The organism is Kolteria novifilia, from assembly GCA_007748055.1.
Taxonomy (GTDB): Bacteria; Planctomycetota; Planctomycetia; order Kolteriales; family Kolteriaceae; genus Kolteria; species Kolteria novifilia.
In genome coordinates this window covers 6,051,106-6,076,308 of the sequence record CP036279.1, presented here as the reverse complement: position 1 = coordinate 6,076,308, position 25,203 = coordinate 6,051,106, and the positions used below count along the sequence as shown (strand labels likewise).

Genomic DNA, 25,203 nt, shown 5'->3' with positions numbered 1-25,203 from the left:
GGTCAGCAGGGGGGCTCTTTTGCTGATCGGACGAAACGGAGAGTGATCTCCGTGGTTAAATCATGCGGAGAGCAATTTCCGCCGGGCCCCAGGAGGCATGGCATGAGTCGGTACCGTCACCCCGCGATGAAGCAATTCACCGAGCAGCAAGTGCGCTTCGCTCCTCGAGAGCAGAAGAGCGCGCAGCTCGCCCGTGCCGAGGAACTTCTGCACGAAGTCGTCGAGGGGAAGGACTACCCCTACCAATACGTCTGCTTCCGAGTGACTCAGTACCGACCCGACTCGTATCCCGACTTGGTGCTCGAGGCGTCCGACGTCCAGCACGACTTGCGGCTCTTTATCGAAGACCTCTCCTCCAGCGCCAACATCACGCCCGAGGAGGCCGGCGAAGCGGTTCTGACCGTCGAGGAGATCAGTCAACAGTTCAACATCTCGACCAAGACCGTCAATCGCTGGCGCGACCGGGGACTGGTCAGCCGACGGTTCCTCGTCGATGGTCGCAAGCGGGTTGGGTTCCTGAAGTCTTCCGTCGATCGTTTCGTCGAGGTTCATGCCGACGATGTCGAGCGTGGCACGCGCTTCAGCCAGCTCACCGATGACGAACGCGAGCAGATCATCGAGCGGGCTCGGCAAATGGCCCAGTCTTCGTCGGCGACGTTGGCGGAAGTGAGTCGACGGATCGCCGATGAGATGGCGCGCTCGCCGGAAACGGTTCGCTACACGATCAAGCACCACGACCGCGAGCATCCCGAGGACGCGATCTTCTCGTCCCTGCGCAGTCCGCTCGACGACGACGCGAAGCGGAAGATCTACAGCGCCTATCGACGTGGGATCTCCATCGACGCGCTCTCGACGAAGTATCGTCGCACCCGTTCGAGCATCTATCGCATCATCAACGAGGTGCGGGCCGATCGCGTCGTCGCGCAGCCGATCGACTACATCTACCACGACAGCTTTGACGATCCCGAGCAGCAGGACGTCATTCTCGGCGAGGAGCCGGCTCCGAACCCCGAAACGCGGGCGATCCGGCCGCCGGCGGGGCTGCCCCCGTACCTGCAGAGCCTCTACGAGGTGCCGCTGCTCAATCGCGACCAGGAACAGCACCTCTTCCGGAAGATGAACTATCTTCTGCACCAAGCGAAGCTGCGACGCGAGAATCTCGATCCCAATCAGCTCAAGGCAGGCGAGTTGGACGAGATCGAGTCGCTTCAGGACGAGGCACATGAGATCAAGCGACGATTGGTGCGGGCCAACCTCCGATTGGTGGTCTCGATCGCCAAGCGTCACGCGGGGCTTTCGGCGAACCTGTTCGAACTCATCTCCGACGGCAACGTTTCGCTGATGCGGGCGGTCGAGAAGTTCGACTATAGCCGAGGCTTCAAGTTCAGCACCTATGCCAGTTGGGCGATCATCAAGAACTTCGCCCGGACCATCCCCGCGGAGAATCGTCATCGCGACCGCTACCTGACGGGACAGGAACTGGCGTTCGAGCTGACGCCCGACAATCGGGCCGATGAGTACGAAGTCGAATCGTCGCACAAGCAGATGCAGTCGGCGGTCGAGAACATCCTCAGCCGACTCGATGAGCGCGAACGCAAGGTCATCATCTACCGCTATGGGCTCGATGACCGGATCAACCCCCAGACGCTCGAGCAGGTCGGCAGCAAGTTCGGCGTCACTAAGGAGCGGATCCGGCAGATCGAGGCGCGGGCGATCAACAAGCTTCGCAAATACGCGACCGAGGCGAAACTCGACCTCGCGTTTCTCAACTAAGTCGTTCTCGCGACAACCTGATTCGACCAGCGGCGGGGCGTTCCTCGGAATGTCCGCCGCGGTGTCGTTTTTCAGGCCCATCTCGACGCAAATCGTTTGCTCTGCGTCCGCTCGCGCTGGTAGAACAATTTCAGTGGAGGTGGGGACCGATCGTGACCGAATTCCTCCGCGGGCCACCTGTAAGCACTTCGTACATTTGATCTCACCCGGCCGCCGCGTGTTCGGTGTTGGGTGTGACCGCATCGATTGGGGGGAGTCTGGTTCCATGGGGAAGTCATTGTCCCGGCGCGCCGGGTTCACGCTCGTTGAGCTACTCGTCGTGATCGCCATTATTGGAATCTTGGTGGCCCTGCTTCTGCCGGCGGTGCAGCAAGCACGGGAAGCCGCGCGGCGCACTCAGTGCATCAACCACCTAAAGCAGCTCGGCACCGCTCTGCACAACTACGTCACCAATCACAACGTCCTGCCGCCTGGCGGGATCTCGTCCACTCAGATGGGGTGGCACGTGTTGGTGCTGCCGATGATCGATCGCGCGTCGCTCTACGATCAGTTCAGCTTCGCCGCCGGCCACTACACGATGGCGAACAAGATCGAACACAGCCTCAACCGGATTGAGACCTTTCTCTGTCCGAGCTCGTCCCAGCACCAAGGGCTCGCCGGCGACGATGTCGTGGGAGGGCAGCGCGTCTACACGACGAACTACTACGCCGTCATGGGCCCCATCGGGACCAACCCGGTGACCGGGAGTGACTATGCCGTCAAGGAACCGGGAGGGACGCATGGCGATCTCGCGATCGATGGAATGCTTTACCGCAACAGCAGTGTGCGATTCTCGTCCGTTTCCGATGGGCTCTCGCATACCTTTTTGTTGGGAGAGATTTCCCGCAACAATCCTGATCTCAGCGGCGATTCGATCCGCTACCGAACCTGGGTTCGTGGATGCACCGCGGGTGGGTCAGGGTCCTGGTGTGCGAGTTGCAAAGGGGTCGAGTTGCCGATCAACTCTGCGCCGGCCGACAACGACTTCAACAACATCGCGTTCAACAGCAATCACGAGGGTGGAACCCACTTTATCTTCGGCGACGCGTCGGCTCGTTTCGTCAGCGAGAGCATCGACTACGACGTCTTTCTCGGGTCGGCCAGCCGCGATGGCGGCGAGACCGGACGCATCCACTGAGCGAACGGAACGTATCCGAAATCGGCGCGAATTTGATCGGAATCGGATCAACATGGTCGCTTTCGCGTCGATTCCTGCGCACATTGGAGCGTTTCTGGCGCCCAATCGGTAAGCCTTCTTGTTTCCCCTCGTTTGAGGAACCTGGCGAACGCTCGACGGCTTTGCTACCATCTAGTGGAGCCAGGGGGGGGGACTGGGACAGGCTTCATTCACTTCGCCGCTCCCGGCCAAATTCATTCACATCGTTGAGAGCGACCCGCCGCGACCTCCACATCCTTGGGTCGAGGGCGAATCGCGATGCAGGGGGACATGCTGATGGGGAATCTGTCGATGCGGCGCCACGGGTTCACGCTGGTGGAACTGCTGGTGGTGATCGCGATTATCGGGGTGTTGGTCGGGCTCTTGTTGCCGGCGGTTCAGCAAGCACGCGAGGCCGCGAGGCGCACGCAGTGCCTCAATAACATGAAACAAATCGGCACCGCGCTACACAACTACATCTCCAACCACCAGGTTTTGCCGCCGGGAAGCGTTGCCGCGAACGAACTGGGCTGGACCGTGATGATTCTCCCCCTGATGGACCGCGAGTCGCTCTACTCGAAGTTCAACTTCCGCAGTGGTTCCTACAGGCTGGCCGGAAAAGCGGAGAACGGACTCGTCCGAGTCGGCACCTTCCTCTGTCCCAGCTCCTCGGAAGATCGTGGTCTGCACGACCATGACCTCATCGGGGGACAACGCGTTTACACGACGAACTACTACGGCGTCGCCGGGCCGATCGGGAGTCATCCGGTGACGGGGAGCGCCTATCCCTCAAGTCCGACCAGTGGCGTTCACGGAGCGCTCGCGACCGGCGGCGTTCTCTACCGCGATAGCAGCGTTCGGCCGACGAACATCAAGGACGGCCTGAGCCACACGCTCATGTTGGGAGAAATCTCCCGCGAAAATCCCGACATCGCGGGCAACAGTATTCGCTATCGCAACTGGGTTCGCGGGGCGCCTAGCACGAATACCGACCCGTGGTTCGCGGGCTGTAAGGGCGTCGAATTACCGATCAACTCGGTCCCCGCCGACACGGACTTCAACAACATGGCCTTTACGAGCAATCACGAGGGCGGAGCCCACTTTGTCTTCGGCGACGCGTCCGGACGTTTCGTCAGTCAGTCCGTCGACTTCAACGTCTATCTCGGCTCGGCAAGTCGAGACGGAACCGAAACCGGGCGCATCGATTGATGGGACGCCGGTCGATGTTTTTTAAAGCTCTACTCCTCAGCGGTGGCATTCGATGAAGAGACTCGCACTCTGTTTCCTTGGACTAACGTTGCTCACCGGTTGTGGTGGGAAGTCGGCGGGACCACCGCGCTACGACGTTTCCGGCGCCGTGACGTTTGACGGTAAACCCGTTCCCGCCGGCGTTCTGATGTTTCGTCCCGACGCCTCCAAGGGCAATAGCGGGCCGGCGACGACGATCCGCATCGTGGACGGTGCCTTCGATACCCAAGTCGCGGGCATGGGGGTTGTCCCCGGCGAACACAAAGTCACCATCACCGGCTATGACGGCATGACCGACACCGCCAACGAACTCCCCGATGGCCGTCCGCTCTTTCGTCGCTACGAGGAGCAAGCGACGATTGGCGAGGAGGCGACGACAATCGATTTCGACGTGCCCAAGAGTGCGAGCGAGCCCGCCAAGAACCAGCGACGCCGGCGCTCCGACGTCTAGTGCACTGGCCGCCTGTCAGCCAGTGCCAAAGGGACAGGGTTGCACCAACACCAACGGCAAGTTGGAACAGGTCACTAGATTCGTCTCTCCTTTCGAGTCCCTCACGAGCATCCCCGCCGGGATGCTCGACGGTCCCAATGCGCGCTCACTCTCGAAACAGGGTGCCATTATGGCGTTTCCTGTCGCCATGATCCTCGGTCGCTGCCGGAGGTGCCACTATGGCAGTCTTTGTAGGTGGTCGCAAAGCGTGTGTATGACGTAAGTCTTTGTTAAATAGATTGTTGCATCTTTCTTTTCTTTTGGCATTGCCGTTGCTTTTCTCTTAGGGCGTCGCAGGATCGAAGAACGAGGTCAAACGGTTCACTGGAATCACGAAGGAGGAACACGCCATGAGAATGTTGGCGCTACGCAACGGAATCTCCGACTGGAATCGGTTCCAGAAGGAAATGGATGAGCTTTTCCAAGGTGCCTTGAGTCAGGCTCCCGCCGCCGGCCGGGCCCTCTTGGGACGCTCGCGCGGAACGACCCCGCTACGTGTCTGGGAAGATGACAACAGCTACCACGTCGAGGCGGAACTGCCCGGCCTGAAGCTCGAGGATCTCGAGATCCTCGTCCATCGCAACGAGGTCAGTCTCTCCGGCGAACGCAAGATCGAATTCGGCGAAGAGGTGACCGCCGGCCGACGCGAGCGCGTTGCCGACAAGATCGAACGCAAGTTGCAGCTTCCGCTCGAACTCGATGCCGACAAGGCCGAGGCGTCGCTGGTCAACGGCATCTTAACGTTGACGTTGCCCAAGGCCGAAGCCGCCAAGCCCCGGAAGATCGAAGTCTCCGCGGGCTGAGTGGACGGGTCGTTCAGCGGTTGAATCGAAACGAATGAATCAAAGGAGATGAACATGAGCAACGAATCGACTTCTCTGGAGCAAGCTCAATGCCAGGAGCCCAAGGTTCGCGCCCGCAGTGGCTGGACCTATCGTCCCGATGTCGACGTGGTCGAAACCGCCGAAGGGATCACGCTCGTCGCCGATCTCCCAGGGGCCGACGTCTCGTCGATCGACGTCAAGTACGAGCAGGGGACGTTGACGATCAGCGCGTCGATTCCGCTCCGCCAAGACGAATCGACCAAGTACCTCGTCAATGAGTACGGGGTCGGCGACTATCACCGCCAGTTCAATATCAGGCAGGACATCGACGCTTCCAAGATCGAGGCGAACTATGTCGATGGTGTGTTGACGGTTCGGCTACCCAAGCCCGAAGTCGCCCAGCCGCGCAAGATCACCGTCAAGGCCGAGTAATGCACTCCTCGGTTCCCCCTTGAGGAAAGGGGGAGCCTCTTCATATCCCCCCTTTCCCAAGGGGGGGTAAGGGCCGGAGTCAAGGGTAACAGGTGTTCGGGGACATGGGTGACACGTCCTCTTCTTCGGTTTCGGGGGGTGGAACGGACGGAGGGAGCGCAGCGACCGCAGTCCGTGCCACCGCCGAAAGGGACACCATTCCGGGAAAATCAGTGACGAAGATCGGCAATACATCAGCCGCGGAGCGGCGCCGGTTAGTAGCCTGGGGTTTCAACCCCTGGTTTTAGATGTGGTTCGATCGAGCCCCGAAGGTGGCGACGGAAGCTTTGGGACGTTGCGACCCGACTCATCTTATTCAACACGTCGCGAGCCGATGTTGAAAGGGTTGATTGCTCGCCAATCTGGGTTCGCTTTGCGACCAAGAGGCCCTAAGAGGGTTCGATGTTGACCGGCGATCAGCACGTCATTCGCGACTTCTTGCGGCTGCGCCGCACCGGTAGCACAGCAACCGGTGCTGGCCGGAAGTAGAGTTCAACGGGGAAGAGACCCCCTCTAACTCCCCCTTGGCCAAGGTGGAGCACAGGAAAACCAAGGGGGAGCACAGGAAAACCAAGGGGGAGCGTAGGAATGCCAAGGGGGAGCGTAGGAATGCCAAGGGGGAGCACTCTTCTCCCTTCCAACAAAAAAGCCCTCGCTCGATGCGAGGGCTCTTCGTTCTGTTTCAACGGAGCCCTGGACACCCATGCCCGCGCTCGCGTGGGCATGCGGGAGAAGCGGCGACTCTTTCCACTACACCGATCGGGCGGCATAGGCTTCGAGCATGTCCCACTGACGGAAGAAATCCTGCTCCTTCGTGTTCAGCGGCGACTTGAAGTAACACGCCAGATGCGTCAGACAGCCTCGCTCCCCACGCCGATAGGCCAACTCCGTCCAGCGGACCAAATCAATCGCCAACGGCGCCGCGAGCAGCGAGTCGCAACCCTGCCAAATGAATTGCAGGCTCATCTTCGTCCCGAGGAAGCCCTCGAAGTGGATGTGGTCCCAGGCCGTCTTCCAGTCGCCCATCGACTCGATGTGTTCGATCGAGACGAGCGTCTGCGGCTCATAGCCGAGGATTCCGCCGATGAGCTCCGACTTGGAGGTCAGCTTGCCCGCCTTGCTCGCGGGATCTTGCAGGACCTTGCCGTCGCGGTTGCCGAGGATGTTGTGGCCGACCCAGGACATGACTTTCCAGTGACGATGTGCGAACATCGGGGCAAGAACCGCCTTCATCAGCGTTTCGCCCGTCTTCCCATCCTTGCCGGCATAGATCATTCCCGCCTCACGCGCCCGTTCCGTTAGCGCGGGGGTGTCGAGACCAAGCGACGGCGTGAAATTGACGTAGCTCGCTCCCACTTCGGCGGCCGCCAAGCCGTAGAGCGAACTGGCCGGGATCACCGGCGGGTTCGGCGAGGAAAGGCTCGCGACCAGCTTGGCCCACGTGTCGTGCTCGGGACCGACCGTCGGCATCGGCTCCGATGAAGAGACATTCAGGACGATGAGATGGTCGATCTTCTGCCGCGACGCAAAGGCGCGCAAGTCGTCCGCGAGCCGCGTGACGATGTCGAGCGGGGTGCTGGCCGTCTGCGAGGTCGTCCAGTCGGCGAATTGGGCGACTGGGGCGCCGGAGCCGGAGAGCAGCCCGGGGCGGACATTCTCGCTCCACGCCTTCAACTCCGGCTCGCAGGCGGCGATCGCCTCGGCGTCGTAGACATTGGAGTTTTTGTGAAGAGCCTGGGCTTCGGTGAAGAGGCTCGAGCGGCGCACGTCGTGCCCCCCGACGACGATTCGGTCGAAGGGAAGAAAGCCGAGGTCCGCGAAGTTCGGCAACTCCGTCGCCAGCGAGGTCGAATTGGTCAGTCCGCGGGCCAAGGAGGCGATGCCGAAGGAGATCGTCGTTCCGACCCCGCCGAAAGCACCGATCAGCCAAAGCCCAACCTTGCGTGTTGGTTGTCCAGTCACTCTCTCATCTCTGTCGAGTAGGGAAATTCGGCCATCATGCGGTCGCACCCATGGACCGCATCCTCAGCCAAGCCGTGTGGGTCGGGAGAAATCGGTCGCGGGCCGACCGTCCCCGAACACGAAGCCATCTTCGCTCCGCTTCTATTATGACCGTTCCGCGTCCGTTCGGGGCCGATTTTTTTGCCGAGTGGGGTCGGATTGCGGACCGGACGACCCGCGCAACTAGAGATGGGTGGGTCAAGCGGGGCACTCTCCCCACACCGACGAGAAGAGGAATCGACTGACCGATCGCGATGCAACTCCCGCCCGCCCGACGCTTTGCACCGTGGGCACTCTCGCGAGTCCCCCGCTTGGCACGAAGCGCCCAGACTGGTACCTTGCTCAGCACCGATTGAACACAAGGAAGGATCATGGCGAAGAAACAACAAAACGCGATCAGTCCCACCCGGGGCCAGGACTATCCCGAGTGGTACCAGCAAGTCGTCCGCGCGGCCGACCTTGCCGAGAACTCCCCCGCGCGCGGCTGCATGGTGATCAAACCCTGGGGCTGGGCGATCTGGGAGAACATGCAGCGCATCCTCGATCGCCGCTTCAAGGAGACCGGGCACGTCAACGCCTACTTCCCCCTCTTCATCCCGATGTCCTTTCTCGAAAAGGAAGCCGAGCACGTCGAGGGATTCGCGAAGGAATGCGCCGTTGTCACGCATCACCGGCTCGAGCCCAACCCCGAGGGAGGACTCGTCCCCGCCGGCCCGCTTGAGGAGCCGCTCATCGTCCGGCCGACCAGCGAAACGATCATCGGCGCGATGTACGCCAAGTGGGTTCAGTCCTACCGCGACCTCCCCATCAAGATCAACCAGTGGGCGAACGTCGTTCGCTGGGAGATGCGTCCGCGCGTCTTCTTGCGCACCGCCGAATTCCTCTGGCAGGAGGGGCACACCGTGCACGCCACCGCCGAGGAGGCGATGGAAGAGACGCGGATGATGCTCGACGTCTATGCCGACTTCGCGGCCAACGTGATGGCCGTCCCGGTCATCAAGGGCGAAAAGACGCCTGATGAGCGTTTCCCAGGAGCGGTCTCGACCTTCACCATCGAGGCGATGATGCAGGACCACAAGGCCCTGCAAGCGGGAACGTCGCACTTCCTCGGCCAGAACTTTTCCAAGGCCCAGGAGATCAAGTTCCTCAATGCCGACGGGCAGGAGACTTTTGGCTGGACGACCTCGTGGGGGGTCTCGACGCGGCTGATCGGCGCGCTGATCATGACGCACTCCGACGACGATGGACTCATCCTGCCGCCGCGATTGGCCCCCAAGCATGTCGTCATTCTGCCGATCTACCGCAACGACGAGGAACAAGCCCGCGTCCTCGAATACGCCCGCAAGCTTGCCGACGAGATTCAATCGCAACGCTTCGCCGACGAGCGGATCGAGGTCGAACTCGACGACCGCGACATGCGTGGCGGGGAGAAGAACTGGTTCCACATCAAGCGAGGCGTTCCGATCAGGCTCGAAGTCGGCCCGCGTGATGTCGAGGGGGATGCGGTCTTCATGGGGCGGCGCGACTTGTCGCCCAAGGAGAAGACCTCGATGAAGCGACCCGAATTCGTCGCCTCGGTCGGCTCGATCCTCGAGGAGATCCAGAAGACGCTTCTCGAACGTGCCACCTCCTTCCGCGACGCGGCGACGACCAAGGTCGACTCGCTCAAGGAACTCGAGGAGTACTTCGCTCCGGTGAAGGAGGGTTTCGAAGGTGGATTCGCCTACGGCCACTGGGCCGACGATCCCGCCGTGACCGAGACGCTCAAGAAGATGAAGCTCACCGTTCGCTGCATCCCGCTCGACGGCGACGAGGAGCCCGGCCAGTGCCTCATCACCGGCAAGCCGAGCGCCAAACGCGTGATCTACGCCAAGGCGTATTGAGAGAGTGGGAGGGAGAAAGTGGAGAGTAGAGCCGTTGCAACGACGTCTCCTCTCAAGTCTCCTTGCCAATCTGAGGACGTGCCGCGACCAAGAGGCCCAGAGCAAACTCACGATTGATCGGTCGAGGTTCGCGTCATCCGAGACTTCTTGCGGCTGCGCCGCACCGGTAGCGAAGCAACCGGTGCTAGCCGTCAGAAAGTTGATAGCGAAGCAACCGGTGCTAGCCTGGTGAGAGAGTGGGAGGGAGAAAGTGGAGAGTAGAGCCGTTGCAACGACGTCTCCTCTCAAGTCTCCTTGCCAATCTGAGGACGTGCCGTGACCAAGAGGCCCAGAGTAAACTCACGATTGATCGGTCGAGGTTCGCGTCATCCGAGACTTCTTGCGGCTGCGCCGCACCGGTAGCGAAGCAACCGGTGCTAGCCGTCAGAAAGTTGGTAGCGAAGCAACCGGTGCTAGCCGTCAGAAAGTTGGTAGCGAAGCAACCGGTGCTAGCCTGGTGAGAGAGTGGGAGGGAGAAAGTGGAGAGTAGAGCCGTTGCAACGACGTCTCCTCTCAACTCTCTCAAGTCTCCTCTCTCTCTTCCCCCCTTGGCAATCTGGTTCGGGATTCGGAAGATGGTCCTTAGCGGGTCACCACGCGATCGGGTTGCCGAGGATTGGCGATGCAGGATGTGCTGACGATGATTCTGGCCGGGGGACGAGGAAGTCGCCTGGAACCATTGACGCGAGATCGGGCCAAGCCGGCGGTCCCCTTCGGGGGGCAGTACCGGATCATCGATTTCGCCCTCTCCAACTGCATCAACAGCGGCCTGCGGCGTATCCTCGTCCTGACCCAGTACAAGATGCTGAGCCTCGATCGCCACATCAACTCGGGTTGGCACTTCCTCTACCGCGATCTCGGGGAGTACGTCGACGTTGTCCCGCCCCAACAGCGCATCCACGAGCAGTGGTACCAGGGGACCGCCGATGCGATCTACCAGAACATTTATGCCATCGAGCAGGAAAACCCCCGCGACGTCCTGGTCCTCAGCGGCGACCACATCTACAAGATGAATTTTCGCACGATGATCAACGCCCACCGCGAGCGCGACGCCGACCTGACGATCGCGTGTCTGCCGGTCTCGCTGGACCAGGCTCGTCATTTTGGGATTATGGAGATCGACGCCGATTCGCGCGTCACCGGTTTTGTGGAGAAACCCAAGGACACCCAGTCGACCCCTTGCCGCAATGGCCAGGCTCTCGCGTCGATGGGGATCTACGTTTTTCGCACCCGCGAGATGTACGACCGGCTTTGCGAAGACGCCGGCGCCCCCGGCAGCAGCCACGATTTCGGCAAGAACGTCATCCCAAAGATGATCGAGGACGGCAACGTCTACGCCTACCCCTTCCAGGACGAGAACCGCAAGGCGTCGGCTTATTGGCGCGATGTCGGGACGATCGACAGCTACTTTCACGCCAACATGGACCTGATTCACGTCGATCCCGACCTGAACCTCTACGACACGACCTGGCCGATCCGCTCGGCGCCGCGTTCGGACCCGCCGCCGAAGTTTGTTTTCGGGGAGCCCGGGATCGGGGCCGATGTTCGCCGGGGCGAGGCGACCGACAGTCTGGTCTGCTCCGGGTCGATCATCAGTGGCGGGCACGTTCACCGTTGCATCATCGCGCGAAAGGTGCGCGTCAATAGCTTCGCCCTGGTCGAGGATTCCATCGTCTTTGAGGGGGTCTCGATCGGCCGACACGCCCGCATCCGCAAGACGATCATCGACAAAGGGGTCACGATCCCCCCCCGTGTCCACATCGGCTACGACCACGAAATCGACCGCGCCCGCGGGTTCACCATCAGCGAGGAAGGCGTCGTCGTCATCGCGAAGGGGGAGAATGTCGACGCCGACGCCCCACTCGGCAGGGGCGTCCATCGATGAGCGAGGCGGCCGGCGCGCCCCCCGCGATTTCGCCACGAGCCGACTGGGGGAGGTGGCTCCTCTACGTCGTCGGGCCGCTGGTGACGACGGCGGTCCTGGCGGTACTGGTGCTCGATCGCGACGTTCCCCTCGGCGTCCTGGGCGAGTGGACCTGGAACCGGATGCCGTCGGATCCCTCCGTCTTCTCCCTCCTGGTGGCGTCGCTCGTCGCGGCGGGCTATCTCGTCGTCGCGGTTCTTGGCGAGATGGCGCTTCAACGCGTCGGCGCCCGCGTCCTCTGGGCAGCGCTGCCGGTGCTCCTGATTGCGGGAGGGCTGACGCAGTGGGCGCTACTCGAACTACCGCCCCAAGGCGTCGGGCTCGAACGTTGGCCCTTGGTCCTCACCTCCCACGCGACCAGCGGCTACCTTGAGGAGGCCCACCAACTCGACGATTTGGGGGACTTCGTCGCGAACTACCAAGCGTGGCTCGCCCGCCAGGGCCCCTTCCACATGGGGACGCACCCGCCGGGACTGATCATCGTCAGCCGCTGGACGCTCGACCTCGCCGCCGCCAATCCCTGGCTCGAGCGGACGCTTCCCGGGTGGACACCGAGACGGTTGCGCGACGGCTTTCTTCTACTAGGCGATCGGGAACGGGCGTCGGCCCGTCTGGTCACCGCGGCGTCCTTGCTCGCGATGGGGACCTGGCTGCTCTCGCTCGCCACGACGCTTGGCATCTTCGCGCTGGGCTGCGCGAGCGGGTCGCGGGCGATCGCTTGGCGGGCGGCGTGCATATGGCCGTTGGTGCCGTCGGTGCTCCTCTTTCTTCCCAAGAGTGACTGCCTCTATCCACTGATCGCGATCGCGGTGGTGGTGCTATGGCCGCGAGGAGATGGACGTTGGGGCGTCGCGCGGGCGTTCGCGGGAGGCGTCGTGCTCTGGCTCGGGCTGATGCTCAGTTTGGCGTTCCTGGCAATCGTGCCGATCGTCGGGCTGGTCCATTTGGGACGACTTTCGTCGAGTGCTTCCAAGTCCCGTTGGCTCGCCGAGGGCGCGGGAGGTCTGCTGGGGGTGCTCGTGCCGATTGTCCTCTTTGGATGGTGGTGGGATCTCGACTTGATCGCGGTGTGGCGACAGAATCTCTCCAAGCACGCCGGGTTTTACGAAGCGATGCCGCGGAGCTATGCGACGTGGGTCGTGGTCAATCTGGTGGAGTTCGCCGCCGTGACGGGGCCGTGTCTCTTGTTGCCGGCGCTGGCGGGGATTGGGGCACGTTCGACGTGGAAGGGTCGGGAATGGGTCCATGTCGGATGGGTGGTGACGCTGATGGCCCTGAACTTCAGTGGTCGCAACTTGAGCGAGGTGGCACGGCTTTGGATCTTTTTGGCACCGTTCGCGTGCGTTCCCGCGGCGCGGGTGGTTGCCGGTTTCGGGGGGCAGGGGGGCTTGGGGGATCTCGAGCCGGGACACGGACGATGGTGTTGGCTGCTCGCCGGGGAGGTGGTGATGGCGATGATCTTGGTGTCGATGGTCGAGCCGCTCTTACCGGTGACGCTCTCCCGTTGATGGCGTGCGAGGCCTCTCGGAGTGGGGCGAGAGGTTGTCGGGACGCGGGGCGTTTCGGACTTGCCAGACAGGGACCTCACCCTGTCGGGGCGTTGACGCACTTTTCTCGCTTCCATAGGACATGGCCAAAATAGTTCTTCTTCACGGAATCAACGATCGCGAGCAGCTCGTCTTGATGTCCACATGCGGGGTTGTCGAAATGCCAGGATTGGTCGACCAATGCGAGAGTCCAGCAGGCGACGCGCCGGAGTTGGAATGGATCGTTCCCACTCTCATCGTCGTTCGCATCGACGATGACGATGTCGAGGAGAGCCAGGATGAAGAGGAGGGCGAGACTCTCGGCGGCGGTGGCGGTCTCGACGCTGACGACGACGATGGGCTCGCTGACGACGAGGACGATCGGTTCGAGGACGACGACGATGACGACGATGACGACCTCGACATGGACGACGATCTCGACGACCTCGACGACTATGAGGACGAAGACGATCTCTTCGAAGACGAGGAGGAAGAGGGCGACGACTTCGATCAGTACGACGACGACTACGACGACGACTACGAAGACTACTACGATGAGGACGCGGACTAGGTCTAGGAGCCTCGGGCCAACGAGAGTCAAGCAGCCCGTTGATCTATTCACTGCCAGCTGCGAACGGCCCTTTTGACCAATCTCCGCGTTGACGAACCTCGGCGAATCTACGGATTCGCCTGCGTGTCTTCTCCTTGATCTTGGTCGACATCGCTCGTTCTCGCCTTGGCCCGCTTAAATCAGCGGGCTGCTAGGGGGCCACGGGCTGCTTGTCGGCCAGTGCCAAAGGACGCTCCCTCGCCCTTAGGGAGTCGATCTCAACAGATGGTGTCCCTCTGAAACGCCGCAAGATCACTCACTGGATCGGACGCAACTGGGCACGGATCGTCTACAGCCATCAAGTCGAGCCGGTCTGGCTCGAAACCAATGTCTTCGAACTACCCATCCCGCATCTCGACGAACGCCTCGACGGCGTCAGCATTCTCCATCTCACCGACTTTCACCTCGGCGACCGCGTCGCCAAACGTCACATTCGCCAAGCGGTTGATCTCGGCCAGCAACAGGCCTGCGACCTGATCGCGTTGACCGGCGACTTCGTCCAAGGCGGCTTTCGTCACGTCGATCCGGTCGCCGAGATGCTTTCGAAACTCTCGGCGCCCCTGGGCGTCTACGCCGTCCTGGGCAATCACGACTACGCGGTGCGCAACGCCTCCGGGCTTCGTCTTCATCGCGGTCTTGCCGAGCGGGTCCGAAAATCCCTGGAAGACTACGGCATTCCCGTACTGCACAACGAGCACCGGATCGTCGCCAAGGAGGGGGCACCGCTCGCGGTCGCGGGGGTCGCCGATCTCTGGAGCCGGGAAGCCGATTTACGGCAAGCGCTCGCGGGACTCGATTCCGAAACACCACGAGTCGTGCTCGCCCACAACCCGACAACGATCGAGCAGTTGGAGACTCTTCGCTGCGACCTCATGCTCAGTGGCCACACCCACGGCGGCCAGATCGACGTGCCCGGTTGGGGACGTCCGATGCTCAGCCGCAAGATGAAAGGGTACGCGGCGGGGCTGTATTACCACCAAGGTGGCTTCCTTTACGTGAACAAGGGGATCGGCTACACGGTGCGGTTCCGATTTCGCGTCCGTCCGGAAGTCGCGGTCATGCGTTTGGTCCGGGCAAACCTGGGCGCTTTGTAATCGACGTAGCAGCGAGAAATCCGATCCAATTTCACCTTTGGACGTGACTCGGCTTGTTCGAGGCCAATCCCCCCCTCTATACTCGGAGACGTTGAGAACAACCTCGCGAGAGGGAACCTGGTGCCCCGGTCCAGCGAAGTGGTCGGGGGCCACGGGTTGCTTGTCAGCCCGTGCCGGAGCGTTGGGGTTACACCAACTCAGGCGTGACGTCGGACCAGTGTGCTTGATCGATGAATTGAGGAGCCTGACACATCGCGTTCACCGCGAACGTGACGTGCCATCGACATTCACTCCGCGGGAACGGGTGATGTCGGCCGAGCCTTGCTCGGCTTTTGGGCTCTCGAGGACGCGATCGATCCCAACGCCGAGGTGGAGCGAACGACCCCTCCCACGGGAGCCGCAATGTCGATGAGTGGAAACACGCCCGAATACGAGTTCGGAGCGGAACTGACCCCGAGAGTCCCCCAGCGATGGGCCGGCCAGACGCAGCTTGAGTTCGAGATCGAGTTCTTCGGGGGAATTTTGGATTCGCATCCCGATCAGCTCGATATCCTCCGCGTGATGGCGTCGAACTTGGCCGCTCGCGGGGAGTACGAGCAGACGCTCGAGCTCGACCGTCGGCTCGTCCGGCTCTCCCCGGGCGATCCGGTCGCGTACTACAACCTCGCCTGTAGCTTCGCCCGTCTCGACATGATCGCCGAGTCTTGCGAGGCGCTACGGCGTTCTTTCGAGTACGGCTACGACGACCTGGTCTATCTCTTCGAGGATCAGGACCTCGATTCAGTCCGTCGCGATCCCGCCTTCCGCGAAATCCTCGAGACCCACGGCCTCGACTGACTCTCCGTCAGGTGGGCCTCGACTGACTCTCCGTCAGGTGGGCCTCGAACGCTTCGCCTGTTCCGGTTCAGCGCCTATTGCCCGCAAATCAGCGGACGCGTCGTGTTTTAGAGTCAGGCGGTTTTCACCTCTCCCAGGGGGAGAGGTCGGCGAGCGAAGCGAGCCGGGTGAGGGGATGGAACGCCCGGAATCTCGCGACGCTTTGCCGTATGGAAACCCCCTCACCCCTAACCCCTCTCCCACAGGGAGAGGGGAATAAGAGGCTCATTCTCCCACGGGGAGAGGGGAACCCAAGAGGACGTTGGGTGGTTCTTGACCCACCACGAAGGCCAACCGTCGTTCGCGTCAGGCAATGGCCTGACCTACGGGTCGGATTGTCAGGCGGTTTTCACCTCTCCCATGGGGAGAGGTCGGCGAGCGAAGCGAGCCGGGTGAGGGGATGGAACGCCCGGAATCTCGCGACGCTTTGCCGTATGGAAACCCCCTCACCCCTAACCCCTCTCCCACGGGGAGAGGGGAATAAGAGGCTCATTCTCCCGCGGGGAGAGGGGAATAAGAGGCTCATTCTCCCGCGGGGAGAGGGGAACCCAAGAGGACGTTGGGTGGTTCTTGACCCACCACGAAGGCCAACCGTCGTTCGCGTCAGGCAATGGCCTGACCTACGGTCTTCCGGCTCCTCCGAAGCCTCTTGTGGCTTCGCCACCTCGATTGACAAGCAACCGAGACCACCCAAAGAGTTGACGTCGCGAAGCAACCGATGAGGTACCCACACCTCCAGTCAACATTCCGAATCCGGATCGGGCTCGGACCAGGGTGTTTCGGGATGACGCCGAAGTTGTATCATCCTCCCATCGGATCTTGGACGTAGGGACCGTCTCTCGCGGAGGTGTGAAGGCGTGGCTATTCGGTTGGCGGTGTTGGTTTCGGGACGTGGGACGACACTCGCGAACTTGCTCGATCGCATCAACGAGGGGCAGCTCGATGCCGAGGTGGCGGTCGTCATCTCCAACCGCCCGAACGTCCTCGCGCTCAACCTTGCCGAACTTGCCAACCTGCCCGCTCACGTCGTTGACAAGGACGCCGACGAGGAACTGGGGGCGAAGGTCTTTCAAATCTGCCGCGAGGCGAATGTCGATCTCGTCGTTCTCGCCGGCTTCCTGAGGTTCGTCAAGATCCCCGACGACTTCGTCGGCAAGGTAATGAATATCCACCCCTCGCTGATCCCCGCCTTCTGCGGTCACGGCTACTACGGTTCCCGAGTTCATGCCGGCGTGCTTGAGCGGGGCTGCAAAGTCTCCGGCTGCACGGTCCACTTCGCGGACAATCACGAGTACGACCACGGGCCGATCGTCCTCCAGCGGGTCGTTCCCGTCCTTGAGGGAGACACGCCCGAGTCGCTTCAGCAGCGCGTCTTCGAGGCCGAGTGCGAGGCCTTTCCGCAGGCGATCCAGCTCTTCGCCGAGGGCCGACTTTCGGTTGAGGACGGCCGCGTCCGCGTTCGCCGAGACCCGTCGGGCGGTTCTTGACCCACCACGAACGCTTCGCCTGCTTCGGATCGCCGAGGTTGATGCAACCTAGGCCGACGCAGTCGGCAAGAGGTCTCGGGAAGAACTTCCATCCGCGGTCGTCCCGAAGACTCGATCCGGTTCGGCGCCTATTGCTCGCCCATCAGCGCACGCGTCGTGTTGGAGATTTACCAGGACGATTGGCCGGTCGAGGTTCGCGTCATCCGAGACTTCTTGCGGCTGCGCCGCACCGGTAGCGAAGCAACCGGTGCTAGCCGTCAGAAAGTTGGTAGCGAAGCAACCGGCGCTAGCCTGGTGAGAAGAGTGGGAGGGAGAAAGTGGAGAGTAGAGCCGTTGCAACGACGTCTCCTCTCGACTTTCCTTGCCAAACTGGGGACGTGCCGCGACCAAGAGGCCCAGAGCAAACTCACGATTGATCGGTCGAGGTTCGCGTCATCCGAGACTTCTTGCGGCTGCGCCGCACCGGTAGCGAAGCAACCGGTGCTAGCCGTCTCTTGTTCCCCTCTCCCCGTGGGAGAGGGGCTAGGGGTGAGGGGGTTCGTCTTCGCGAATCACCCTTGATTTTCCGAGCCAGACACTCCCTCACCCGATTCATTGCGTTCGCCGACCTCACCCCAAGGAGAGGTGAGGAATTCCAGATACCCGGGCCGAGACGGTCTTCCGGCTTCTCAGCGTCTGGGATCCCCTTTCATCTCTCACGCTGAAGGTTTGATCGTGCCGATGGGACGGCTTGTCGGGAGCGGCTAGCGGGCCGACGGCCGCTTGACGCGACGGTGCCCGGCAGGCTTGCCGGAGAGATGCGGAAAGCCTGTCGCCGCCCGTCCATTCGCCCGGCTTGTTCATATCATGACCCCCAAGAAAACGCCGCCATGAGGGCGACTACTAGCGCTGGGAGGGATTGATGGGGGTCTTCAAGAGTTACGACATTCGTGGGGTTTACCCGAACGAACTCGACGCCGCGATGGCTCGAAAGATCGGCGCCGCGCTCGGCAAGTACTACGCCGACCTTCCGGAGAACGCCGGCAAGGACAAGCTCCACATCGTCGTCGGCCGGGATATGCGCACGAGCGCTCCGGAGATGTCGGCGTCATTCATCGAGGGGCTTCGCTCGCGCGGTCACGACGTGACCGATATCGGTATGGTGACGACGCCGTGCACCTACTTCGCGATCCAGCGTCTGGGTGCGGACGGCGGCATCATGGTCACCGCCTCCCACAACCCACCCCAATACATCGGGTTCAAGGTCAGTCGCGAGCTGGCGATTCCGATCTCCAAGGACACCGGACTTGGTCAGGTCGAGACGATGCTCGACGACACAGTGCCGGAGACGTCCTCGGGCGAACTGAAGTCGATCGACTTGACCGACGCGTACCTCGACTTCCTTGTCGGTTTGGCGAAGGATCTCAAGCCGCTTCGGATCGCGGCCGACGCTTCCAACGGCATGGCCGGCAAATATCTTCCCGCTCTCTTCGATCGACTGCCGTGCCAGCTCGAGGGGATCTTCCTCGATCCCGACGGCACCTTTCCCAACCACGAGGCCGATCCGCTCAAGGCCGAGAATCTCGACGATGTCCGCAAGCTCGTCAAAGCGAGTGGCGCGGCGATCGGATTCTGCTACGACGGTGACGCCGACCGCGTCGCGATCGTCGACGATCAGGGCGAGATTGTCGGCTGCGACATGATCACGGCCCTCTTGGCCCAGTTCGAACTCGCCGGCAATCCTGGACGGGCCGCGACCTACGATCTTCGCTCCAGCAAGGTCGTGGCGGAAGTCATCGAGCAGGCTGGCGGCGTTCCCTTCCGGGCTCGCGTCGGTCACTCGCACATGAAGCAGCTCATGCGGCGCGAGAACGCGATCTGCGGTGGCGAGCTTTCGGGCCACTACTACTTCCAGCTTCACGACAAAGAGACCTACTTCGCCGACTCGGCCCTCGTCGCGACGGTCAAGCTGCTGAACATCCTCAGCGCGACCGGCAAGCCGATCTCCGAACTGCTGGCCCCAATGAAGAAGTACTTCCACACCGGCGAGGTCAACTTCAAGATCGACGACAAAGAGGGGGCCCTGGCGGCGATCAAGGAGACCTTCTCCGACGGAACCCAGGACGAACTCGACGGCGTTTCCGTCGACTATCCCGACTGGTGGCTCAACGTTCGCCCGAGCAACACCGAGCCGCTATTGCGGCTGACGCTCGAGGGCGATACCGCCGCCAAACGCGACGAGGGTTTCGAGCGAGTTCTCGGCGTGCTCAACAAGTTCGGCGAGCGGGCCACCGGCGGGCACTAGCCCTTGATTCTCCGAACGGAATGCTGTTCAAGTAGGGTGGGCCTGTGGGTGATTCGCGAAGATGAACCCCCTCACCCCCAACCCCTCTCCCACGGGGAGAGGGGAACAAGAGGCTCACTCTCCCACGGGGAGAGGGGAACAAGAGGCTCACTCTCCCACGGGGAGAGGGGAACAAGAGGCTCCCACGGGGAGAGGGGAGCTCGGACGGCATCGTCGGGCGGGTCTTGCCCCACCACGACCGCCGACAGCTGTTCGTGTCAGGCAATGGCCTGACCTACGGTCTTTCCAGAAACGTGGGGCTTGATCCAACTCCGAATGAAACCACGTGGGTTCGAACCCACCCCCCGATGACATCGGGACGTCACGGGCCGGAATGGCAGGATGGAACCAATGCGGGAGCGAGCGTGAAAGCGAAACGGCATCGCGTCATGGTGACGGGAATCGGCATCATCTCGCCCCTCGGGCGGACGCGCGACGCGACCTGGCGTGGACTTCGCGACGGAGCGGGGGCGGTTCGCAGGGTCGACCACGAACTCGCCGACGGAACGTACACCACCCTCGGAGCCCCCGTGGAGGCACTGAGCGTTCCCGAACCGGTTCCTGTTGGCGCTCTCGTCGAGGGACAAGCCGACCGGCTACCGATCGCGCGCCGTTCGGCAGGTGCCAACGAGGATCTCTCCGGGGAGGCCCCGATGGGGTGGGCCGGCGAGTCGGGCGATCAACCCGATCGGCTGCAAATGCTCGCGATGACGGCCGCCGACGAGGCGATGGGTGACGCGGGATTGTCCCGACGTAGCCTTCCCGATGACCGATTCGGGTGTTCTATCGGCAATAGCAAGGGAAGCCTCGAGGCCGTCGGCGCGGCCCTCGACGGGATGCGGGAGACGGGCTACGTCGATCCACGGCTCTGGTTCTCCTTCATGCCGGACGCCCCCGCGGTCAGGCTCGCCCAACGATTCAACCTCGGCGGCCCCTCGCATTGCATGGTCGCCGCGTGCGCGACCGGGCTGCTTTCGGTCATTCAGGGGGCTTCCTGGATTGCCGAGGGCCGCTGCGACCGGGTCTTGGCGGGAAGCGCCGACGCATCGCTCTTACCCATGTTGCTGGGGAGCTATCGTCGACTTGGGGTGTTGGCTCCCGTCGATGGTGGGGACCCAAACCGCGCGGTTCGGCCCTTTGCCGCCAATCGGCAGGGCTTCGCGGTCGGAGAAGGGGCCGCGATGTTCGTGCTCGAGTCGGAGGAGTCTTGCGCCGAACGCCAGGCAAGAGCGAGGGTCGAGCTGGCGGGCTGGTCGGCTTGCTCGGATCCCTCGGAGATGGTCCAACTTGGCGATTCCCCAGGGGTGCTGACCGAGTGCATCCGCGAAACCCTCGACGATGCCGGGCTCGCTCCCGAGCAGGTCGGGCACATCAACTGCCACGGCACCGCGACGGCCGCGAACGATCCTTGGGAAACGGCTGGGATTCGTGGAGCGTTCGGGGACCACGCCGATGAACTTCGTCTCACCGCGACCAAGGCCGCGATCGGGCATCTCTTGGGGGCGGCGGGAAGCGTCGAACTCGCGGCGACCGCGTTGGCGCTCGAGCATCAGTTCGTGCCGCCGACGTTGAACCTCGACCGGCCCGACCCGGAATGCGACCTCGACTACACCCCGCACGTCGGCACTGCGCGGCCGATGCGGGCGGCGCTGAAGGCGTCGATCGGGTTCGGAGGGCACATCGCCGCGGCGGTGTTGCGTCGTTGCGATGGAAGCAGCTAGTCGGTCCATGGTGAAGGATTTGATCCAGGTGTACTGGAAAGAGCAAGATGGCGGCTTCGCGTTCGAGGGGGGCGCCCTGAGCGGACGCGTCGTGCTGCGGGGCGCCGAAAAGCCCGGTTCTTGGGTCGAATTGGGGCCGAAATGGCGCGAATTCGCGCCGAAATTGCTCGAAATTGGACCGATTTCCTTCCAAACCGTCGCGGAAGCGGTCGAAATCCAACCTCTCGCGGGCGCCGCGTACGTCCAAGAGCCGACGCTGGTGATCCCCCTTCGGATCGAGTCGCCGGTCGGGTTGGCGGGGACGGTTCGCTTCCTCGTCGGGGAAGAAGGGCTCGATGTCGAGCTTCGACTGCAGACCGTCGAGCCGATCACCGACTTGACGGGAATCATCCGAACGTACTGGTCGACGACGGCTCCCCAACTGCCCCTGGCGGGGGAATCGACGGTGGAGCTTGGCCCCAAGCGTGGCGCGATCGCGCTGCTGGGCGAGGCGGAGCGGCTCGGGATCTTCGCCGACCTGCGCGAGACCGGGACCGCGATGGTGGAGGAGTCGGCTCGGGCGATCGACTACCGTCTCTTCGGTCGGCCGCTCGAGAAGGGGGTCGTGCTCGTGGGGCGATTGGCCCTTCGCACGATTGGGAAAGAGGTCCCGGTGGCGGAATTGGAGAAGCGGCACGCCGAGTGGTTGGCGGGGGGCGCCTTTCTTTGAGCCATCGTTGGATTGTCGCCGTCGGGTCAGGCGGGTATCCTGAAGAGACAGGAAGGGCAGCCGCCGGGGTGGTTGCCATCGTGGTTACCATCCCTTGGGAATCGAATTGGAAGGGCCGTCCCCTATGAGTACGGGCACCGACCTTGGCTCGGTCCCGCGCTTTTCATCGCGCGAGCCGGAAGAACAATATCGCCCGATCGCTCCCATGGCCGTGGTGAGCTTGGGGCTCGGCATCTTGTCGATCCTCGCGTTCGGCGGGCCGGCCTTTTGGTTCTTGCCGGCGATCGCATTCATCATCTCCGGCATCACCTCCTATCGGCTCGAACGGGCCAAGCACGAGTACGCGGGTCAGGTGCTGGCGAAAGCCGGCTTGCTCATCTCGCTCATCGCCGGTGCCGGCGCTGTGACGCAGCACTACGTTCGCTGGGGGATCCTGCGAAGCGAGGCCCTCGAGGAGGCCAACAACTTCCTCGACGACTTGCTGACCAACCGTGCCCCCGACGCGTTCTTTCTCACCAATCCGCCGATCAGTCGCGTCGGGTTGGAGGGGAGTCCCGAGGACCTCATCTCCCGCAACAAGCAGGCCTATCGCGATTTTCTCCGCAAGCCGATCGTCAAGGAGCTTGGCGGGAAGCTCGATCAGACGCAAGTGACCCTGCTCGAAACGGTGCCGGTCGGTCAAGAGCGGGGCTACGACGTCATCTTTGTTCGCTACGCCCTCGAGGTGGGTGACAACGTCCTGGAGTGCTCGCTGCAGCTTCAGGGATCGGTCGCCTATAGCGGTGAATGGAGTGGGCGTCAGTGGTATGTCAGCGCGACGCACCTCGTTCCCAAGAGTGAGGCGCCCAAGCCGTAGGGCACTGGTCCATCGCGGACTTGGGGTGCCACTGACCGCTTGTCAGCCAGTGACAAGGGATTCGGGTTGTACAAACACCGAATTCAAGTTGGAGCAGAGCACTAGGGGGCCGTCGCCCCTAGCTGTCCGTTGATTTAGATGGTCCGACGGCGGCGATCGTTCCCGGTTCTCCCTCTGAGGAAACGCGGATGAGACAGCGCAACTGGATACGGTTTCCCAAGGACATTTCCCGGGTGACGCTCAAGCCCCTGGGGGAGGATGCCAGCGGTCTGCGCGAGGCGGAGGTCATCGACGAATCGTTCGGCGGTCTGGGCATCCGCGTTCTCGACGCGGAGGGGCTCGAGATCGGGCAACGGATCGACGTCGTCTACGGCCAAGGCTCGATCACCGCGACGATCATCTACATCGACGACGAAGAGAACGCTTCGTACCGCATCGGCATTCGCTGGATCGAACCACCCGAAGAAGACGAAGACGAGGACGAGTAGTCGTCAGCGCGACCGCGTTCACTTCTTCGCTGCGATCTCCGAATGCTTTGTCAGATCCAAGTGTTCGGGTGGCACTGGCTGCTTGTCAGCCAGTGAGAAGTGACCGTGGATTCACAACCCGAAATCTTGCGTTTGACGCAGCCCTCGCGTCCCGATGGGCAAGTTCGCTATTTGAAGCCTCTTCCCTCAATCATGCGGAAGCGCGCCGAGTCAGTAGCGATTCCCGCAAGCCCGCGGCGAGCGTGGGTATGGCACCCAAGAGCCTTCTGGGCAATTTACCAAGCATTCGTGGCACGAGACGTCGCCGTCCGCTTCGTCGACGAGGGTGTCGACGGTAAGGATCGCGGGAACGGCGCGCTCGTCGAGACCTTCGAATTGAGCGCGGAGGGCGAGTGATCGCGAACGCTCGGTTGGCGAAGGCCGAAACCGCCGCCAGCGCGAAAGTGGACTCGTGACCAAGTGGCGAGTCGCGCGAAACATCAATCGGTTCTCCAGATTCACATGCCAGGAGTTCGCAAGCGGAGGGAGACTACTCGCTTGCTCTTTCGCTGGGAGAGGTACGCCTCAAGCGCAGGCAACAACCCTTTGGGGTGCGTCCATCGAAATGCGAAACACATGCGTCAGCTGATGACGCTGTCGGTTCGCGAACAATAGAAAGGATCAATCTCTCTCGGGAGGAATTCGTCCCGTATGCTACAAACGCGATACTCTACGGCTGTGGGAGGTGTATCATTCCATCCGCACTGGAAGTCTCGGTCCAAAAAAGCGGCTAAACAACTTAGGATTCGTGTAGGTGTGATGAGGATCGGACCCCTTTCGAGGACCTGCGGTGGGCGATCTGGTGAACTTTCTGTTGTCGCTGCTCGTGGTGGGAGCGGCTCTTTACGTGTTTGGGCTGCCGCTGTTGGTGTTGGCGTTTCACCGGATCGAAGCGAACCCCGAAATCGAGATCGTCGATCCCGAGGACAACACGCTTCCCCGACAAGTGAACGATCACTTGGAGCAGGTCGAGGAGGAGCTTCACCAGCTCGACTTCGAGGCCGTCGAGACGCTTTGCCTCCCCAAACAGGCGACCGGGACCGCGACCATTCTTCGCGTCTACATCAACCAACGCGAAGCGTGCGCCGCGATGGCGGTGACGATCTACGGCAAAGCGGCCGAGCATTGGTCGCTGGTGACGCAGTATGTCGAGTTCATGACACAGCTTCAATCGGGCGAGGTCTTCCTCACCGGGAATCCCAACGCGGTCAGCGCCTTCCGGACACCGCCGAACACGTTCGCCCTGCACGTGCCGTGGATCAAGAGCATCGCGACGCTCTACCGCGTGCACGATGCGGTGCTGATGGCGAAGGCTTCCTCGTCGAGGCGGATCCTCACCTTGGAAACGCGCGATCATGGCGACGTGGTGCGTTGGCTGGCGACGGAGCTCGCGGTCGAGTATGACTCGGCGCTCGATGACGGCTACCTGCGATTGACGAACGATGGTACCAGCTACGTCCCGACGTTCGTCGGCACGTACTTCATGACCTGGTCGCAGTTGTTTCCCTTCAAGAGAGTTTTCGAGCGACGTCGCGACGCGCGTGCCCGAGAGATCATCGAGGAGTTGGGCGTGACGGTGGAACGGGAATAGCTCGCGGGCTCGATTCCCTGGTGGCGACCGAACCG

Annotated in this window: 20 protein-coding genes; 19 read left to right on the top strand and 1 reads right to left on the bottom strand. The window is 62.2% G+C overall.

Translation table 11 applies throughout. The features are described from left to right. The first annotated feature begins 102 nt into the window (after positions 1 to 102). From Pan216_RS22330 to Pan216_RS22305, 6 genes are all read left to right on the top strand, one after another. Entirely contained in the window at positions 103 to 1,773 is a 1,671-nt protein-coding gene (locus Pan216_RS22330; RefSeq protein WP_145261542.1) for a sigma-70 family RNA polymerase sigma factor, read from the top strand. A 265-nt stretch (positions 1,774 to 2,038) separates the two neighbouring features. Next, on the top strand, positions 2,039 to 2,950 hold the full coding sequence (locus tag Pan216_RS22325) for a DUF1559 domain-containing protein (RefSeq protein WP_419192851.1): 912 nt from the start codon (positions 2,039 to 2,041) through the stop codon (positions 2,948 to 2,950). A gap of 297 nt (positions 2,951 to 3,247) precedes the next feature. Beyond that, the gene (locus tag Pan216_RS22320; RefSeq protein WP_145261538.1) at positions 3,248 to 4,177 is read left to right on the top strand and encodes a DUF1559 family PulG-like putative transporter; all 930 of its coding nucleotides are present in this window, start codon (positions 3,248 to 3,250) and stop codon (positions 4,175 to 4,177) included. Between the two features lie 52 nt (positions 4,178 to 4,229). Continuing rightward, positions 4,230 to 4,667: a hypothetical protein gene (locus Pan216_RS22315; protein ID WP_145261536.1), complete on the top strand. Its 438-nt coding sequence runs from the start codon at positions 4,230 to 4,232 to the stop codon at positions 4,665 to 4,667. Between the two features lie 389 nt (positions 4,668 to 5,056). Further along, complete coding sequence (locus Pan216_RS22310) at positions 5,057 to 5,509, top strand: Hsp20/alpha crystallin family protein (protein WP_419192850.1); 453 nt, start codon at positions 5,057 to 5,059, stop codon at positions 5,507 to 5,509. A 54-nt stretch (positions 5,510 to 5,563) separates the two neighbouring features. Next, positions 5,564 to 5,962 (top strand): Hsp20/alpha crystallin family protein, encoded by a 399-nt coding sequence (locus tag Pan216_RS22305; protein ID WP_419192849.1) that lies wholly within the window; start codon positions 5,564 to 5,566, stop codon positions 5,960 to 5,962. Between the two features lie 789 nt (positions 5,963 to 6,751). Here Pan216_RS22305 and Pan216_RS22300 read toward each other — a convergent pair. After that, positions 6,752 to 7,963, bottom strand: coding sequence for an inositol-3-phosphate synthase (locus Pan216_RS22300; RefSeq protein ID WP_145261531.1), 1,212 nt, complete (start codon positions 7,961 to 7,963; stop codon positions 6,752 to 6,754). A gap of 410 nt (positions 7,964 to 8,373) precedes the next feature. On the opposite strand from Pan216_RS22300, the gene proS reads away from it, so the two are divergent. The 13 genes from proS to Pan216_RS22235 all read left to right on the top strand — a co-directional run bounded on the left by proS (position 8,374) and on the right by Pan216_RS22235 (position 25,168). Then, the gene (gene proS, locus Pan216_RS22295) at positions 8,374 to 9,885 is read left to right on the top strand and encodes a proline--tRNA ligase (protein ID WP_145261529.1); all 1,512 of its coding nucleotides are present in this window, start codon (positions 8,374 to 8,376) and stop codon (positions 9,883 to 9,885) included. A gap of 661 nt (positions 9,886 to 10,546) precedes the next feature. Then, positions 10,547 to 11,809 (top strand): glucose-1-phosphate adenylyltransferase, encoded by a 1,263-nt coding sequence (gene glgC, locus Pan216_RS22290; protein WP_145261527.1) that lies wholly within the window; start codon positions 10,547 to 10,549, stop codon positions 11,807 to 11,809. Continuing rightward, positions 11,806 to 13,356 carry a hypothetical protein gene (locus Pan216_RS22285; protein WP_145261525.1) on the top strand — a complete coding sequence of 517 codons (1,551 nt, stop codon included), beginning with the start codon at positions 11,806 to 11,808 and terminating at the stop codon, positions 13,354 to 13,356. Before glgC ends, Pan216_RS22285 begins: the two co-directional genes overlap by 4 nt. A 199-nt stretch (positions 13,357 to 13,555) precedes the next feature. Then, positions 13,556 to 13,945, top strand: a complete 390-nt coding sequence (locus tag Pan216_RS22280) for a DNA primase (RefSeq protein ID WP_145261523.1) — start codon at positions 13,556 to 13,558, stop codon at positions 13,943 to 13,945. 209 nt (positions 13,946 to 14,154) lie between these two features. Beyond that, a complete protein-coding gene (locus Pan216_RS22275) occupies positions 14,155 to 15,078 on the top strand; it encodes a metallophosphoesterase (RefSeq protein WP_145261521.1) in 924 nt (307 codons plus the stop codon). Positions 15,079 to 15,480: 402 nt separating this feature from the next. Then, complete coding sequence (locus tag Pan216_RS22270) at positions 15,481 to 15,915, top strand: TPR end-of-group domain-containing protein (RefSeq protein WP_145261519.1); 435 nt, start codon at positions 15,481 to 15,483, stop codon at positions 15,913 to 15,915. 896 nt (positions 15,916 to 16,811) lie between these two features. Beyond that, a complete protein-coding gene (gene purN / locus Pan216_RS22265) occupies positions 16,812 to 17,441 on the top strand; it encodes a phosphoribosylglycinamide formyltransferase (protein WP_145261517.1) in 630 nt (209 codons plus the stop codon). Between the two features lie 901 nt (positions 17,442 to 18,342). After that, a complete protein-coding gene (locus Pan216_RS22260; RefSeq protein WP_145261515.1) occupies positions 18,343 to 19,725 on the top strand; it encodes a phosphomannomutase/phosphoglucomutase in 1,383 nt (460 codons plus the stop codon). A gap of 404 nt (positions 19,726 to 20,129) precedes the next feature. Continuing rightward, the gene (locus Pan216_RS22255) at positions 20,130 to 21,485 is read left to right on the top strand and encodes a beta-ketoacyl-[acyl-carrier-protein] synthase family protein (RefSeq protein WP_419192848.1); all 1,356 of its coding nucleotides are present in this window, start codon (positions 20,130 to 20,132) and stop codon (positions 21,483 to 21,485) included. Between the two features lie 28 nt (positions 21,486 to 21,513). After that, entirely contained in the window at positions 21,514 to 22,194 is a 681-nt protein-coding gene (locus Pan216_RS22250; protein ID WP_145261511.1) for a hypothetical protein, read from the top strand. 124 nt (positions 22,195 to 22,318) lie between these two features. Beyond that, on the top strand, positions 22,319 to 23,050 hold the full coding sequence (locus Pan216_RS22245; RefSeq protein WP_145261509.1) for a DUF4190 domain-containing protein: 732 nt from the start codon (positions 22,319 to 22,321) through the stop codon (positions 23,048 to 23,050). 188 nt (positions 23,051 to 23,238) lie between these two features. After that, on the top strand, positions 23,239 to 23,538 hold the full coding sequence (locus Pan216_RS22240; RefSeq protein WP_145261507.1) for a PilZ domain-containing protein: 300 nt from the start codon (positions 23,239 to 23,241) through the stop codon (positions 23,536 to 23,538). Positions 23,539 to 24,367: 829 nt separating this feature from the next. After that, on the top strand, positions 24,368 to 25,168 hold the full coding sequence (locus Pan216_RS22235) for a hypothetical protein (RefSeq protein WP_145261505.1): 801 nt from the start codon (positions 24,368 to 24,370) through the stop codon (positions 25,166 to 25,168). Positions 25,169 to 25,203 lie beyond the last annotated feature (35 nt).